Annotated in this window: 14 protein-coding genes; 9 read left to right on the forward strand and 5 right to left on the reverse strand. The window is 68.6% G+C overall.

All coding sequences use genetic code 11. The annotated features are described in order from the left end of the window. Positions 1-13: 13 nt before the first annotated feature. The 3 genes from purM to QNO12_RS00505 all read left to right on the forward strand — a co-directional run bounded on the left by purM (position 14) and on the right by QNO12_RS00505 (position 4,018). The gene (purM, locus tag QNO12_RS00495; RefSeq protein WP_257500868.1) at positions 14-1,213 is read left to right on the forward strand and encodes a phosphoribosylformylglycinamidine cyclo-ligase; all 1,200 of its coding nucleotides are present in this window, start codon (positions 14-16) and stop codon (positions 1,211-1,213) included. Positions 1,214-1,218: 5 nt separating this feature from the next. Further along, the gene (purF, locus tag QNO12_RS00500; RefSeq protein WP_257500867.1) at positions 1,219-2,679 is read left to right on the forward strand and encodes an amidophosphoribosyltransferase; all 1,461 of its coding nucleotides are present in this window, start codon (positions 1,219-1,221) and stop codon (positions 2,677-2,679) included. A 109-nt stretch (positions 2,680-2,788) separates the two neighbouring features. Beyond that, on the forward strand, positions 2,789-4,018 hold the full coding sequence (locus QNO12_RS00505; protein ID WP_257500866.1) for an MFS transporter: 1,230 nt from the start codon (positions 2,789-2,791) through the stop codon (positions 4,016-4,018). A 73-nt stretch (positions 4,019-4,091) separates the two neighbouring features. Here the strand turns inward: QNO12_RS00505 and QNO12_RS00510 are convergent, their stop codons facing one another. Then, positions 4,092-4,268, reverse strand: a complete 177-nt coding sequence (locus QNO12_RS00510; protein ID WP_257500865.1) for a DUF3073 domain-containing protein — start codon at positions 4,266-4,268, stop codon at positions 4,092-4,094. 162 nt (positions 4,269-4,430) lie between these two features. Here QNO12_RS00510 and QNO12_RS00515 point away from each other — a divergent pair, with 162 nt between their 5' ends. Continuing rightward, entirely contained in the window at positions 4,431-5,003 is a 573-nt protein-coding gene (locus tag QNO12_RS00515) for a universal stress protein (RefSeq protein ID WP_257500864.1), read from the forward strand. A 16-nt stretch (positions 5,004-5,019) separates the two neighbouring features. Here the strand turns inward: QNO12_RS00515 and QNO12_RS00520 are convergent, their stop codons facing one another. Both QNO12_RS00520 and QNO12_RS00525 read right to left on the reverse strand, forming a co-directional pair. Continuing rightward, positions 5,020-5,628, reverse strand: coding sequence for a PadR family transcriptional regulator (locus QNO12_RS00520; protein WP_257500863.1), 609 nt, complete (start codon positions 5,626-5,628; stop codon positions 5,020-5,022). Then, entirely contained in the window at positions 5,628-6,533 is a 906-nt protein-coding gene (locus QNO12_RS00525; protein WP_257500862.1) for a DUF4097 family beta strand repeat-containing protein, read from the reverse strand. The genes QNO12_RS00520 and QNO12_RS00525 overlap by 1 nt, the downstream gene beginning before the upstream one ends. A 178-nt stretch (positions 6,534-6,711) precedes the next feature. Between QNO12_RS00525 and QNO12_RS00530 the strand changes: the two genes are divergently transcribed. Next, positions 6,712-7,485 (forward strand): MerR family transcriptional regulator, encoded by a 774-nt coding sequence (locus QNO12_RS00530; RefSeq protein ID WP_257500861.1) that lies wholly within the window; start codon positions 6,712-6,714, stop codon positions 7,483-7,485. Between the two features lie 61 nt (positions 7,486-7,546). On the opposite strand, the gene QNO12_RS00535 is transcribed toward QNO12_RS00530, so the two are convergent. Beyond that, positions 7,547-8,779, reverse strand: coding sequence for an ROK family protein (locus QNO12_RS00535; protein WP_257500860.1), 1,233 nt, complete (start codon positions 8,777-8,779; stop codon positions 7,547-7,549). 117 nt (positions 8,780-8,896) lie between these two features. Between QNO12_RS00535 and QNO12_RS00540 the strand changes: the two genes are divergently transcribed. The 4 genes from QNO12_RS00540 (at position 8,897) to QNO12_RS00555 (ending at position 13,827) form a co-directional block, all read left to right on the forward strand. After that, positions 8,897-10,162 (forward strand): ABC transporter substrate-binding protein, encoded by a 1,266-nt coding sequence (locus QNO12_RS00540; RefSeq protein ID WP_374113555.1) that lies wholly within the window; start codon positions 8,897-8,899, stop codon positions 10,160-10,162. Between the two features lie 33 nt (positions 10,163-10,195). Continuing rightward, on the forward strand, positions 10,196-11,131 hold the full coding sequence (locus tag QNO12_RS00545; RefSeq protein WP_374113554.1) for a carbohydrate ABC transporter permease: 936 nt from the start codon (positions 10,196-10,198) through the stop codon (positions 11,129-11,131). Then, positions 11,131-12,048 carry a carbohydrate ABC transporter permease gene (locus tag QNO12_RS00550; RefSeq protein WP_257500859.1) on the forward strand — a complete coding sequence of 306 codons (918 nt, stop codon included), beginning with the start codon at positions 11,131-11,133 and terminating at the stop codon, positions 12,046-12,048. Before QNO12_RS00545 ends, QNO12_RS00550 begins: the two co-directional genes overlap by 1 nt. Positions 12,049-12,123: 75 nt before the next feature. Further along, positions 12,124-13,827 carry a glycoside hydrolase family 13 protein gene (locus QNO12_RS00555; RefSeq protein ID WP_257500858.1) on the forward strand — a complete coding sequence of 568 codons (1,704 nt, stop codon included), beginning with the start codon at positions 12,124-12,126 and terminating at the stop codon, positions 13,825-13,827. Positions 13,828-13,977: 150 nt separating this feature from the next. Here the strand turns inward: QNO12_RS00555 and QNO12_RS00560 are convergent, their stop codons facing one another. Next, positions 13,978-14,142: a hypothetical protein gene (locus QNO12_RS00560; RefSeq protein WP_257500857.1), complete on the reverse strand. Its 165-nt coding sequence runs from the start codon at positions 14,140-14,142 to the stop codon at positions 13,978-13,980. Between the last annotated feature and the right edge of the window lie 90 nt (positions 14,143-14,232).

Genomic DNA, 14,232 nt, shown 5'->3' on the forward strand with positions numbered 1-14,232 from the left:
CTAGGCTGGGATGGTGGCCTCACCCTCCCGCGACGCCTCTTCCGCGCACGGAAGCGCCTCAGTGAACCCCTATACCGAAGCCGGTGTCGATACTGCGGCCGGCGACTTGGCCGTCGAGCTGATGAAGTCGGCGGTGCGCCGCACCCACGGCCCCGAAGTCCTCGGCGGCGTGGGCGGGTTCGCCGGGCTTTTCGACGCGTCGGCGCTCCGCTCCTACGCGCACCCGCTGCTGGCGACCAGCACCGACGGTGTCGGCACGAAAGTGGCGATCGCGCAGGCGATCGACAAGCACGACACGATCGGACTCGATCTGGTCGGCATGGTGGTCGATGACATCGTCGTGGTCGGGGCCAAGCCGCTGTTCATGACCGACTACATCGCGTGCGGCAAGGTCTTCCCCGAGCGCATCGCCGATATCGTCGCGGGCATCGCACGCGGGTGTTCCGAGACGGGCACCGCCCTGGTCGGCGGCGAGACCGCCGAGCACCCCGGCCTGCTCGGTCCTCATGACTACGACGTCGCCGGCGCGGCGACCGGTGTCGTCGAGGCGGGTCGCATCCTGGGCGCTGATCGCGTCCGCCCCGGCGACGTGGTCCTCGCCCTGGCCTCCAGCGGACTGCACTCGAACGGCTATTCGCTCGTGCGCCACATCGTGACGCAGGCAGGCATCCAGTACGGCGATCACGCGGCCGATTTCGGCACGACCTGGGGCGAGGCGCTGCTGGAGCCCACCCGCCTGTACACGGCACCGCTCCTGCGTCTCATCGACACCCTCAGCGGCAGCACCCCCACTGAGGGCGACGCATCCGGTGTCCATGCGCTCAGCCACGTGACCGGGGGCGGTATCGCCGCCAACCTCGCCCGCGTCCTGCCGCGCGGAACCTGGGTCGACCTGGACCGCTCGACGTGGTCGCCGCCGACCGTGTTCCGCGTGCTCGCGGACCTGGGCGGCCTCGAACTGGAGGCGACCGAGGGGACGTGGAACCTGGGCATCGGCTTCGTCGCGATCGTCGCCGCCGAGCAGGCCGACGCCGCAGCATCCGCCCTGGCCCGGGACGGAATCGCAGCATGGCGCGTCGGGGTCGTCCAGGACGGCACGGTACCGGCCGACGGGCACGGCGACTTCGAGCAGGGCGCCAAGGGCGTCGACGGCGGCGCCGTGCGACTGGTCGGCGCGTACCGCGACGGCGACAACTCAGACGGAGCGAACTAGACCCTATGTGCGGCATCGTCGGAATGGTCGGGCAGGGCTCGGTCAACCAGGAGATCTACGACGCGCTGCTGCTGCTGCAGCATCGCGGGCAGGATTCGACCGGCATCGCCACGGCGGAGCCGAGCGGCATCTTCCACGTGCACAAGGAGCGCGGGATGGTCCGCGAGGCCTTCCGCACCCGGGACATGCGCACCCTTCTGGGCACGATCGGACTGGGGCACGTGCGCTACGCCACGAAGGGCACCGCCTCCAGCGAGGAGGAGGCCCAGCCGTTCTACGTGAACGCCCCGTACGGCATCGTGCTCGTGCACAACGGCAACCTGACCAACACCAGGGAGCTGACCGACGAGCTGTTCCACAAGGACCGCCGGCACCTGAACACCTCCAGCGACACCGAGCTGCTGGTCAACGTGCTCGCCAACGAGCTGCAGGCCTCGATCTCGGGCCTGGAACTGGATCCGGAACAGGTCTTCCACGCCGTCTCCCGCGTCCACGAACGTGTCGAGGGCTCCTACGCCGCGATCGCGCTGATCGCCGGGTACGGCCTGCTCGCGTTCCGTGACCCGTTCGGCATCCGCCCGCTCATCATCGGCACCCGCAAGACGGATGCCGGCGCCTACGAGTGGATCGTGTCCTCCGAGTCGCTGGTGCTGGAGAACGGCGGCTTCGACGTGGTGCGCGACGTGCTGCCGGGCGAAGCCGTCTTCATCGACCTCGACGGGCACCTGCACAGCCGGCAGTGCGCCGCGACGCCGCGGCTGGCGCCGTGCTCGTTCGAATACGTCTACCTGGCACGGCCGGACTCGATCATGAACGGGATCTCCGTGTACGAGGCGCGGCTGCGGATGGGCGAGCGTCTGGCCGACACGATCGCCAAGTACACGCCGTCGGGAACCATCGATGTGGTCATGCCGATCCCCGACTCCGCGCGCCCGGCCGCGATGCAGGTCGCGCGCAAGCTCGGTCTGGAGTACCGCGAGGGCTTCTACAAGAACCGCTACGTCGGCCGCACGTTCATCATGCCCGGACAGGCGGTCCGCAAGAAGAGCGTGCGTCAGAAGCTCAACGCGATGTCCAGCGAGTTCAAGGGCAAGAACGTGCTCCTGATCGACGACTCGATCGTGCGGGGCACGACGAGCAAGGAGATCATCCAGATGGCCCGGGATGCCGGGGCCAAAAGCGTCACGTTCGCCTCGGCCGCGCCGCCGGTGCGGTACCCGCACGTCTACGGCATCAACATGCCGTCGCGTCACGAGCTGGTCGCCCATGGACGCACCATTCCGGAGATCGCCGAGGAGCTCGGCGCGGACTACATGGTCTACCAGGAGGTCGAGGACCTCAAGGCGGCCATCCTGGAGGGCTCGGACCTCGACGACCTGGACATGAGCTGCTTCGACGGGCGCTACGTGACCGGCACGGTCTCGGAGGAGTACCTGGCCTGGGTCGAGGGCTCCCAGGAGAGTTGAGCCGCCCCGGATCACCGCGCGCTCCGCTGTCTCGATACGTGCCGGCGCGCTACTGGACAACCGGCATCGTTGATGCGGGTCGGCTCGACCTCGCACCTAAGCTTGAGCAGTGACACCGACTTCCGCCCGCCCGCTCTGGCAGGGTCGGACTCTCGCCCTGGTCGGGATCGTCCTGTTCGCCTTCTCGCTGCGCTCCGCCGTGGCCGCGCTCTCGCCCCTGATCGACCACATCACGGACGACTTCGCGATGCCCGCAGCGATCATCGGTCTGATCGGGACCGCGCCGCCGGTCTGCTACGCCGTGTTCGGCATCCTGACGCCGTTGTTCGAGCGCAGGCTGGGACTGGAGCGCCTCACCGTGCTGGCCATCGCGGTCGCGACCGCGGGGATGGCCCTGCGCGGCCTGGCGACCGACGCGGTGGCGCTCCTGCTGGGGACGGCCCTGATCTTCGCCGCCGTTGGTGTGGGCAACATCCTGCTGCCGCCGCTGGTGCGCAAGTACTTCCCGGACCGCATCGGCTTGATCACCACGATCTACACGACCACCATGGCGGTCGCGACGCTGATGCCGCCGCTGATCGCGGTGCCCGTGGCGGATGCGACGAGCTGGGGATTCTCGCTGGGCATGTGGGCGGTGTTCGCGGCGCTGGCGCTGATTCCCTGGGTCGCGATGCTGGTGCGCCAACGTGCCGCCGTCGTGGACGAGGACATCGAACCGCCGAATCCGCGGGTGTTCGGCCGAATGTGGCGCCTCCCGCTGGCATGGGCGCTGGCCGTCGGCTTCCTCGCCGCCGGCACCATGGCGTACACGTCGTTCGCCTGGCTGCCCCAGCTGCTCATCGACGTCGCCGGTGTCACCCCGGCCGGCGCCGGCATCCTGCTCGCGCTGTTCGCCGCCATGGGCCTGCCGGCCTCACTGCTGGTGCCGTTGCTGGTGACCCGCTACCACGCGACCGGCGTGCTGTTCGCGATCGCCGTCACCGCCGGACTGACCGCGATCGCCGGGCTCCTCCTTGCACCGCAGGCTGCTCCCTGGCTTTGGGTGGCGCTGCTCGGTCTGGAGCCGCTGCTGTTCCCGCTCACACTCGTGCTGCTCGGCCTGCGCGCGCGGACTCACGAGGGCTCTGTCGCGCTGAGCGGATTCGTGCAGAGCATCGGATACGCGATCGTGGCCGTGTTCCCGATCGGCATCGGACTGCTGCACGATGCCACCGCCTCCTGGACGGTGCCGCTGCTGGTGCTCGCCGGTGTGGTCGCCGCGGCGATCCCGGCCGGTCTGATCGTCGCGCGTCGCGTCACGATCGAGGACGAGTGGGAGCGCCGCCACGGAAACTGGTGATCGCTGCGTGCGATGGTCGCCGCATGGCGTTACAGGTGGCGGAGACCCGTAACGAGATCAGCGGGCGCGAAGACTACGCCTTCTCGCCCTCGTACTCGTCGGCATACTGGTCGGCCCACTTGTCGACGTACTGCTCGTCGTCGGGGTGACCCAGTTCCTTCTCCAGCGCCGAGTAGTTGACGGTCGGGCTGTAGGACTTGAGTTCGCGCGCGATCTTGGTGTGCTTCGCCTTCTGACGGCCACGCCCCATGCGAGACCCCCTCATTTCTGAGTAGCGGGCGGTGCGGGGGCAATCCGCCGCGTCAACCCGGGCATTCACGAAACCGGCTCGAGGCCGGTAAGAGTAGCATTCAGGATACCACGGAGCCCTGGGCGCAGACCGCTCCGGCCAGGCAGCGAGAGGGCGGGACATATGGCCGACGAAGCATCTGACAGCACCCCGGGGGCGGATGCCGGCGGCATGCCGCTGCCTGTCCCCGAAGCGGACGCCGCGGCTCTGCGCGGCGCCGTCGTGGTGGGTGTCGTGCCGGGCCTCCCGGCGCGCGTGCTCAAGGAGGCGGCGCGATACGCGAAGCTGCTGCAGGCGCCACTGGTGGTGGTGCATGTCGACGTGACCCGCTTCGTGACCTATGAGGATCCGGACGGCTACGTGCATTCGGCACCGATCGACATCAATGTGGCTGCGGGCGAGAGCGATCTCGCTGTCGTCACCGCGGAGGCGACGGCCCTGCTCGAGCGGTCGGACATCCGGTGGAGCGTCCAGCAGCTCGTCGGCGATCCCGCGCTGGCGATGAAGCAGCTGGCCGACCAGATCGAGGCGCGGCTGCTGGTGGTCGGCACGCGCAAGCGCGGCCTGGGCGAATCGATCCGCGGGTTCTTCACCGGCTCGGTCGCCGCGCGGCTGGCGCACCGCCAGCACCGGCCGATCCTCGTCGTCCCGCTCGGGGAGCCCGTGCCGGACGACGAGGAGATCTGGCCCGGCTGAGAGCCGGCCGGCGCCCTCAGCGGCGCAGGGAACGGGTGATGTCGCGGGCGACGCCGTCCAACGATGCGATGAGCTCGTCCACGACGGATGCCGCCAGCTCGCCGCCGCGGGCGACGTGCGAGCGCAGATCCGTGCGCACACGCGCGCGGAACTCGTTGATCGCGGCATCCGCGCGATGGACCTGCTCGCGACTCGCGGTGCGCGGGTCATCCGCCCGCGGTGCCTCCCGCGACGCGGTGCGCTCCTCACGGGTGGCCGCTGCGAGATCGGCGCGCAGGCTCTTCATCGCCTCCCGCACGCTCCCGCGCACCTCGTCGGCGATGAGCCGCACCGAATCCGTCAGGCCGGCTTCGATCCCCTCCAGGTCACCGGCCCGGGCGGCCACTTCGGCCCGTCCGGCATCCGTGATCTCGTAAACCGTCTTGCGACCGTCCACGGTCTTGGAGACCAGCCCGTCCTCCTCGAGCTTGGCAAGTCGGGGGTAGATGGTGCCGGCACTCGGCGTGTACGTGCCGCCGGTTCGATCCGAGAGCGCCTGGATGATGTCGTAGCCGTGACGCGGCCCCTCATCGAGCAGGCTCAGCAGGTACAGGCGCAGGTCGCCGTGCGAGAAGACAGGTGCCATCACCACTCCTTCTCCGCGCCGGCATCGCTCGCTCCACTCGGGGCATCCGCGATCGCCTGCGCGTCGCCGGCGCGGACCGGGGGATCCGCGACCGCCCGGCGCAGCACGGTGACATCGCCGGAGACCGAGTTCGCCCGCACGTCCACGAACGAGCCGCTGAGCTCGCCCACCGCACCGGTGAAGTTCGTGGTCGGGCCGGTGCCCTTGCCAGAGCGCACCACGCCGTCCACCTGCACGCGGCCGCTGACGCTGCGCACCACGAAGTTGGCCGGGCGGCCTTCGTCCAGCCGCACCGTGGCGTTGCCGCTGACGGTGTTCAGGCCGACCTGCTGGGCTTCACCGCTGGTGTCCACCAGGGTCGCGCCGGAGACCGTGTCGACGGTCGCCTTGCGGATCGTTCCCGTCGCGGCCACGTCGCCGGACACGCTGTTGGCGCTGAGCGCGCCGACGAGCCCGCGGATCTGAACGTCGCCGGAGACCGCGTTGACCGTCAGATCCCCGGTCAGTCCGTCGACGATGATGTCGCCCGACACGGTGTTCAGACGTGTGTCGTGGCGGATGCCGGAGACCAGTGCGCTGGCGCTGACCACCCCGAGGTTCAGGGCCACCTCGCGGGGGACCGCGACGCTGATCTCCGCCTTCGGCCCGCCCCCGCCGAAGTTGCGGAAGACCTCCAGGAAGTTGTCCCAACGCAGTTGCGGGTGGTCGATCTCCACGACGTCTCCGACGACCTCGATCCGCAGGTCCTTGATGGTCACGCCGTGCACTTCGATGCGCGCGCCGGGTTCGTCGTGGCCGATGACGTCGATCTGGCCACCGATGAGGCCCACCTTGAGCTTGCGCACCGATTCGAGGTCGATGACGCGTGTGTCGCCGGGGTGGATGATCCACTTCTCGAGGGTCATGGCTGCTCCTGAGTTCGATGTACGAAGGATAAGTCGCGATATATCGCGATGAACTCAGACAACACGATATATCGCGTTCTTGTCAAGGGCCTGTCGGCGAACGTTCAGCCGAGACCCGGTTGACATTACCGCAGCGTCAAGATCTAGCGTGGAGCCGTGAGGGAGGCAGGACCCACCGATGGAGCACGAGGAGTGGTCGATCCAGCAGATCGCCAAGGCGGCCGGCACCACCAGTCGGGCGCTTCGCCACTATGACCACGTCGGACTTCTGAAGCCCTCGCGCACCGGCGCGAACGGGTACCGGTACTACGACCGGGACGCACTCGTGCGGCTGCAGCGGATTCTGCTGCTGCGAGACCTCGGTCTCGGCCTTGACCGGATCGGCGCCGTGCTGGACCGGGACACGGCGCAGGAGGACGCGCTGGCCGCGCACCTCGCGTGGCTGGAACAGGAACAGGGCAGGCTCGCGCGGCAGGTCGCGTCGGTGCAGCTGACCATCGCGGCGATGAAGGGAGGTGAACGGATCATGGCAGAGGACATGTTCGACGGTTTCGACCACTCGCAGTACCAGGACGAAGTCGAGCGGCGCTGGGGGCGCAGGGCATATGCGGACGGCGACCGCTGGTGGCGCGGGATGGACGACGACCAGAAGGCGGCGTGGAAGCAGCGTGTCGCCGACCTCGGTCGCGACTGGATCGCGGCCGCAGAGGCCGGCGTCTCGCCCGACAGTCCCGAGGCTGCAGCGCTGGCCAAGCGCCACGTCGACTGGCTGACGAGCATCCCCGGCACACCGGCGGCCGGCGGCGACGTCAAGGCGTACGTCATCGGGCTCGGCCAGATGTATGTGGCCGATGAGCGCTTCGGCGCGAACTACCGCACCAGCCGGGGCGGTACGGCAGGCGCCGAGTTCGTGCGCGACGCTCTGCGCAGCTACGCGGAGGCGAACCTGTAAGACCGGCGGGGATGCCGCGGCCACGGCCGCGCCGCGGCATCCTCGCTCGAACCAATCCTCTTCAGCCCGTTCGGCGCAGACCGCCGGCGGTCCAGTCGCCGCCGAGGTCCAGGACACCCTCCCGTGCCGCCTCGAGAGCGGCCGAGACGGCGCCGATGCAGACGACATCCGCGCCCAGCCGGGATGCGGACAGTTCGGGAGCGGGAAGATCCAGTTCCAGGTTCAGCGACGCGCGGGCCGCGGCCACCACCTGCGCGGCGGAGTCCGCGGGCAACCCGGAGAGGATCACCCGGCGCGGGTCGAACAGGCTGCCGAAGACGCCCGCGATGATGCTGACCATCTGCCCGATGCGGGCCACGGTAACCTCCGCATCCGCGTCCCCGGCTCGCGCCAGCTCGAGGATCCGCTCGCCGCGCAGGTCGACCGCCGGGATCTGAGCGATCGCGCCGGCGGCGGGGAACTCCCCGGCGGCGAGCGATTCCCGGGCCGAGCGGACCAGGCGCGGATCCAGCCCCCACGCACCGCCGACGCCGACGACATGGTCGAACGCCATCATCTCGGCGATCCCGCCGTGCGCGCCGCGCAGGAGGCGACCGTCGACCACTGCGCCGGCCCCGAGGAACTCGCCGGTGAGCAGCGTCACGTAGTCGGACTCGCCGACGGCCGCGCCGATCGATCCCTCTGCGATGGCGGCCAGGGATGCGTCGTTCTCGACGCGCACCAGCGGCGCCCATCGGCCGAACAGTTCCATCAGGTCCGGATTCATGCGCTGCCAGAAGCCGGTGCGGTGCGGCGGGGACTCGCCGCGCGCGTTCACCGGCGCCGGGACCCCCGCGCACACCGCGAGCACGTCCGCGCGCGCACGGCCGGACGCCCGGAGCGCAGCGTCCACCGCCGCGGTGGCGGCGGCACGGCGCTCCGCGGGGGAGTCGTGCTCCAGGTCGGTCTCGTACTGATCCTTCGCCAGCAGACGTCCGCGCAAGTCGGCGACCGCGGTCAGGATGTGATCCGGGCCGACGTCCACGCCGACCACGCTGGCGACGTCATGCCGCAGTTCGAAGCGACGTGCGGGCCGCCCCTTCTGGTAGTCCCCGCCGGCGCGGGCGTTCGGCAGTTCGCGGAGCAGACCGATTCCGACCAGCTCCTCGATCACGTCGATGGTCGTGGAGCGGGTCAACCCCACCGTCGCCATCGCGTCGCTCGCGGTGAAGACGTCGGTATCCCAGGCATGCGAGAGCATCGCGCCCAGGTTCGCGCGGCGCAGCGAAGCGGTCGGGGACAGCGGGTTGGACAAGGGGTTGACCTTTCACCAGTCACCTCGCATTATGGTCGCAACGATTTGATTTTCCGAGTAAATCTATTCCTCGGTGAAATCTCCGCATCAGTGTTGATGGGTCGGAAGGACGGCGACGTGGCTGAATCATCCCGGCGATGGAGACGAGCGTCCGCCGCCGTGCTCGCCCTCGGACTTGTCGGCGCGGCGCTGTCCGCATGCAGCGGTGACAGCGGGCCGGCGGAGGTGCGGTTCCACCTGAGCAAACCGGAGGCGATCCCCTACTTCCGGGAACTCATCGGTGAATACAACGCGTCCCAGGACGACGTGCGAGTGGTCTTCGACAACTCGTCCAATCTTCAGGCCGGGTTCCTGCGGGGCGACCCGCCTGACCTCGGGCTGCTCAACTACAACATGGAGATGGCCCGCTTCATGGAGCGGGGGGCGCTGAGCGATCTGAGTGACATGCCGGAGGCCGAGCGCATCCTTCCCGAGGTTCAGGACCTGGTCGACCAGTACGCGACCTACCCCGGCAGGACGAGCGTGCTGCCGTACTCGGTGATGGCGGCATCCGTCATCTACAACAAGCAGATCTTCGCCGAGCAGGGACTGGAGGTCCCGCAGACCTGGGACCAGCTCATCGAGGTGTGCGAGGCGCTCACGGCCGCCGGCATCACGCCGTTCTACGCGACGTTCAAGGACCCGTGGACGGTCGGGCAGGGCTGGTTCGACTACACGGTGGGCGGTGCGATCGATGTCGCGGACTTCTACGCGCAGATGAACGAGCTGGGCACCGAGGTCGGCCCGGACTCGCCGGTGTCCTTCCAGAAGACGCTGTCCGAGCCGGTGGAGCGCATGACCGAGCTCACCGGCCAGTACATCAACGAGGATGCCGCCAGCCGCGGCTACGGGGACGGCAACCTCGCCTTCGCGCAGGGCGAGGCGGCGATGTACCTGCAGGGGCCGTGGGCGTTCGGTGAGATCGCCAAGACGGACCCCGATATGGACCTGGGCACCTTCCCGCTCCCGATGACCGACGATCCCCAGGACAACCAGGTGCGGGTCAACATCGACCTCGCGGCGTGGATCCCCGAGGCATCCGAGCACAAGGAGGCAGCGCGCGACTTCCTGAGCTTCCTGTTCCAGAAGGAGGTCATGGACGAGTACAATGCCGCCTTCCTCGGGTACGGGACCACCACGGACGCCGCGCCGGTCACGGATCCGCGCATCGTCGAGATGAAGGAGTACTACGACGACGCGCGGTTCTACCAGGGCGCGTCCAAGGCGATCCCGCTGACCATCCCCACCGACAACTACATCCAGGGCATCGTGACCGGGTCGGATGTGGACAGGACGCTCGCGGTCATGGACGCGGACTGGGCCCGACTGGCCCTTCGCCAGTAGCGCACGACCACACAGAAGGGCAGCGACACGACCATGGCAACCACGACAGCGCCGCCGATTGCAGCGGGCGCACCGGCACGGACGAGCGCGGGGGAGCCGCCGCCGCGCCACAGGCAGCGGGTCGACGGGATGTACTACGTCTTCCTGCTGCCCACCCTGATCCTGTTCACCCTGGCGATCACGCTGCCCGCGATCATCGGGATCTTCTTCAGCTTCACCAACTCGATCGGGTTCGGCGACTGGCAGTTCGTCGGATTCATCAACTACATCGCGGTGTTCTCCGACCCGGCGATCCTGCAGAGCTACCTGTTCACGTTCGGATTCGCCGCCGTCACCGTGGTGCTCGTGAACGCGGTGGCGTTCCTGCTCGCGGTCGGCCTGACCTCGCGGATCCGCATGAAGACCGCCCTGCGGACGATCTTCGTGATCCCCATGGTCATCTCCGGCATCGTGATCGCCTTCGTGTTCAACTTCCTCTTCTCCAACTCCGTCCCCGCGCTGGGACAGACGCTGGGGATCGGCTGGCTGAGTGAGAGCATCCTGGCCAATCCGGACCTGGCGTGGGTGGCGATCGTGATCGTCACGGCCTGGCAGGCGATCCCCGGGACGCTGCTGATCTACATCGCCGGGCTGCTGTCGATCCCCGGCGAAGTGTACGAAGCGGCGGACATCGACGGGGCGGGCAGACTCGCCCAACTCACCCGCATCACCCTGCCCCTGGTCGCCGGGTACGTCGTGATCAATGTGATCCTCGGCTTCAAGAACTTCCTGAACGCCTACGACATCATCGTCGGGCTCACCAACGGCGGACCGGGCACCGCCACCCGCAGCATCGCGATGACCATCGTCACCGGCTTCACCAGCGGCGACTACGCCTATCAGATGGCCAATGCGACCATCTTCTTCGTCATCACGGTCGCCATCGCCCTGCTCCAACTCCGCCTCACCCGAGGAAGGGACGTGCTGTGATGTCCGTGCAACCAGCCCTCGCGGTCGAAAACGTCGAAGCAGCCGAGGCCCTCGAGGGCGGCAAGCCGCGCAAGCCTTCCGGCGGGCGGTTCGCCAGGGAGCGGACGAACTGGTCCGGCACCATCGTGCTGCTGCTGTGCACGCTCACCGTCCTGATCCCGCTGTATGTGACCGTGTCGATGGCTTTCAAGACCCAGTCGCAGGCCGTGGACGGCAACGCCTTCTCACTGCCGAGCCCGTTCAGCATCGACGGGTTCGTCACGGCTTGGAATCTGACCAATTTCCCCCTGGCGTTCACGATCTCGGTGCTGATCACTGCGGCGACCGTGGCCGGCACCATCCTGCTGGCCGCATGGGCCTCCTTCGCGATCGCCCGCAACTGGGATCACCGGCTCTTCCGCTGGTCGTTCTACTACCTGCTGGCGGCGATGTTCATTCCGTTCCCGGTGGTGGCGCTTCCGCAGATCCAGCTGACCGGTCTGACCGGTCTGGACAACCCGGCCGGTGTCGCGATCCTGCACATCATGTTCCAGCTCAGTTTCAGCATCCTGCTGTTCACCGCATTCCTGCGCTCGATCCCGCACGAGCTGGAGGAGAGCGCGCGGATCGACGGGGCGAGCACCTGGCAGACGTTCTGGCACCTGATCTTCCCGCTGCTGGCCCCGATGAGCGCGACGGTCGGCATCTTCGCGTTCCTGGCCTCCTGGAACGATTTCATGATGCCCTCCCTGATCATCTCGGATCCCAGCCAGCAGACCCTGCCCGTGGTGCAGAGCATCTTCCAGACGCAGTTCAGCAACAACTACAACGTGTCCTTCGCGTCGTATCTGATGGCGATGGCGCCGGCGATCGTCGTGTATCTGTTCACCCAGCGCTGGGTGATGGAGGGCGTGACCCAGGGCGCGGTGAAGGGCTGACCGGCCGTCCGCGGCGTCCCAGCGCGGCCGGCATCTGCCGGTCGCCCGATCTTCTGCCCGGAAGGAACCGGTCCGATGGCCACAACGCTTCGCACCCTGCCCGCCCGCACCATCGCCCGCGAGGACGCGTCCTGGTGGCGTCAGGCTGTCGTCTACCAGGTCTATCCGCGCAGCTTCGCCGACGCGGACGGCGACGGGATCGGCGACCTCGCCGGAGTGACCTCGCGAGTGCCGTACCTGTCCGAGCTGAGGATCGACGCGGTGTGGCTGAGCCCGTTCTATCCGTCCGCGCTCGCCGACGGCGGCTATGACGTGGCCGACTACCGGGACGTCGATCCGCGACTGGGCACCCTGGACGACTTCGACGCCCTGCTGGCGGGACTGCATTCGGCCGGCATCCGCGTGGTCATCGACATCGTCCCCAACCACACCTCCGACCTGCACGAGTGGTTCCGGGAGGCTTCGGCGGCGGGGCGCGGCTCCGCCGCCCGGGAACGGTACATCTTCCGCGAGGGACGCGGACCGGACGGTGCGGCTCCGCCGACGGACTGGGTGTCGGCATTCGGCGGATCGGCGTGGGAGCGCGTGGCCGACGGGCAGTGGTACCTGCACAACTTCGCCGTCGAGCAGCCCGACCTGAACTGGGCGGATGCGGACGTGCGTGCCGATTTCGTGCGTACTCTCCGGTTCTGGGCAGACCGCGGGGTGGACGGATTCCGCATCGATGTCGCCCACATGCTGACCAAGGACCTCACCGAACCGCTTCCGTCGCAGGCGGAGCTGGACGCGCTGCCACGCGACGGCCGGCATCCCATGATCGACCGGGACGACGTGCACGAGGTCTACGCGGAATGGCGTGCCGTGTTCGACGCGTACGACCCGCCCCGCACCGCCGTGGCCGAGGCGTGGGTGGACCCGGTGCGGATCCCGCTGTACGCGCGGCCGGACAGTCTGGGCCAGGCGTTCAACTTCGACCTGCTCGAGGCGGACTTCGACGCCGCGCAGTTCCGTCGCATCGTCACGGAGAACCTGGAGCTGGCCGCGGCGTCCGGGTCCTCATCGACGTGGGTGCTGTCCAACCACGACGTCGTCCGGCACGCCACGCGGTACGGACTGCCCCATGCGCAGCGCACGGACGACGGGCGACCGGTGCGCAAGCACGGAAACGAGTGGCTGCGGTCCGGCGGTGTCGAGCCCCGGCTGGATCGGACCGCAGGGCTGCGGCGCGCACGGGCCGCGACCCTGTTCGTGCTGGCACTGCCCGGCTCCGCGTACCTGTACCAGGGGGAGGAACTCGGCCTGCACGAGGTGGCCGAGATCCCGGCCGTCTGCCGGCAGGATCCGACGTTCTTCCGCAGCGGCGGCGCCGACATGGGGCGGGACGGATGCCGGGTCCCGTTGCCGTGGACGCGTGCCGGGGAGTCCTTCGGCTTCGGCGGAGATCACTCCCACCTGCCGCAGCCGAAGTGGTTCGCCGACGCAGCGGTGCAAGCGCAGGAGGGGGATGTGCGCTCGACCCTGAACATGTACCGCCGGGCCCTGGCGCTGCGCCACGAACTGCAGACGCAGGAGAGCCTGGCGTGGGTGGAGACCGGCCGCGCGGATGTGCTGCATTTCGTGCGGCCGAACGGCTGGTCGGTGCTGACCAACTTCGGTCACGAGGACTTCGACCTGGCGGACTCCGATCTGGTGCACACATCCGGAGTGGTGCTCGCCAGCGCCGACGTGCCCTTCGGCATCGTTCCCGCGGAGAGCACGGTGTGGCTCAGGCCGGAGTGACGGGACGCGAAAGCGGATGCCGCGTCCGCACGAGCGCGGTACGCGGCATCCGCCGATGCATCACACGGCGAATGCCGTATTCCGACGATCTCGTCCGAATACGGCATCCGCTTCCTGGGGGAGCGAGGTCGGCGCAGGCCGACCTGCCGCTCACGTGCGGCGGTTGCCGCTGATGACTCGGAAGAGGAACACGATCAGCGCGATGACTCCCACGATGATGGCGACCCAGAGAAGCCAGCTCAGTGCTGAGTTCAGGCCACCGAAGATCGCGAGGATGATCGCGATGACGATGATGATGATGAGGGCGAGGTTCATGGAGGCTTCTCCTTCTGTCGCCGGATGCGAGGTGTGGCGCGACCCGGATGCCGCAAAGGGCACGCGAAAGATACTGCCATCCCGGCCCCG

Source organism: Microbacterium sp. zg-B185 (genome assembly GCF_030246885.1).
Lineage (GTDB): Bacteria > Actinomycetota > Actinomycetes > Actinomycetales > Microbacteriaceae > Microbacterium.

What these genes read in the sequence shown, in the direction of transcription:
- purF (WP_257500867.1), top strand. Translation starts at nt 1,219, where the DNA reads ATGTGCGGCATCGTCGGAATGGTCGGGCAGGGCTCGGTCAACCAGGAG.
- QNO12_RS00510 (WP_257500865.1), bottom strand. Translation starts at nt 4,268, where the DNA reads ATGGGGCGTGGCCGTCAGAAGGCGAAGCACACCAAGATCGCGCGCGAA.
- QNO12_RS00515 (WP_257500864.1), top strand. Translation starts at nt 4,431, where the DNA reads ATGGCCGACGAAGCATCTGACAGCACCCCGGGGGCGGATGCCGGCGGC.
- QNO12_RS00520 (WP_257500863.1), bottom strand. Translation starts at nt 5,628, where the DNA reads ATGGCACCTGTCTTCTCGCACGGCGACCTGCGCCTGTACCTGCTGAGC.
- QNO12_RS00525 (WP_257500862.1), bottom strand. Translation starts at nt 6,533, where the DNA reads ATGACCCTCGAGAAGTGGATCATCCACCCCGGCGACACACGCGTCATC.
- QNO12_RS00530 (WP_257500861.1), top strand. Translation starts at nt 6,712, where the DNA reads ATGGAGCACGAGGAGTGGTCGATCCAGCAGATCGCCAAGGCGGCCGGC.
- QNO12_RS00545 (WP_374113554.1), top strand. Translation starts at nt 10,196, where the DNA reads ATGGCAACCACGACAGCGCCGCCGATTGCAGCGGGCGCACCGGCACGG.
- QNO12_RS00550 (WP_257500859.1), top strand. Translation starts at nt 11,131, where the DNA reads ATGTCCGTGCAACCAGCCCTCGCGGTCGAAAACGTCGAAGCAGCCGAG.
- QNO12_RS00555 (WP_257500858.1), top strand. Translation starts at nt 12,124, where the DNA reads ATGGCCACAACGCTTCGCACCCTGCCCGCCCGCACCATCGCCCGCGAG.
- QNO12_RS00560 (WP_257500857.1), bottom strand. Translation starts at nt 14,142, where the DNA reads ATGAACCTCGCCCTCATCATCATCATCGTCATCGCGATCATCCTCGCG.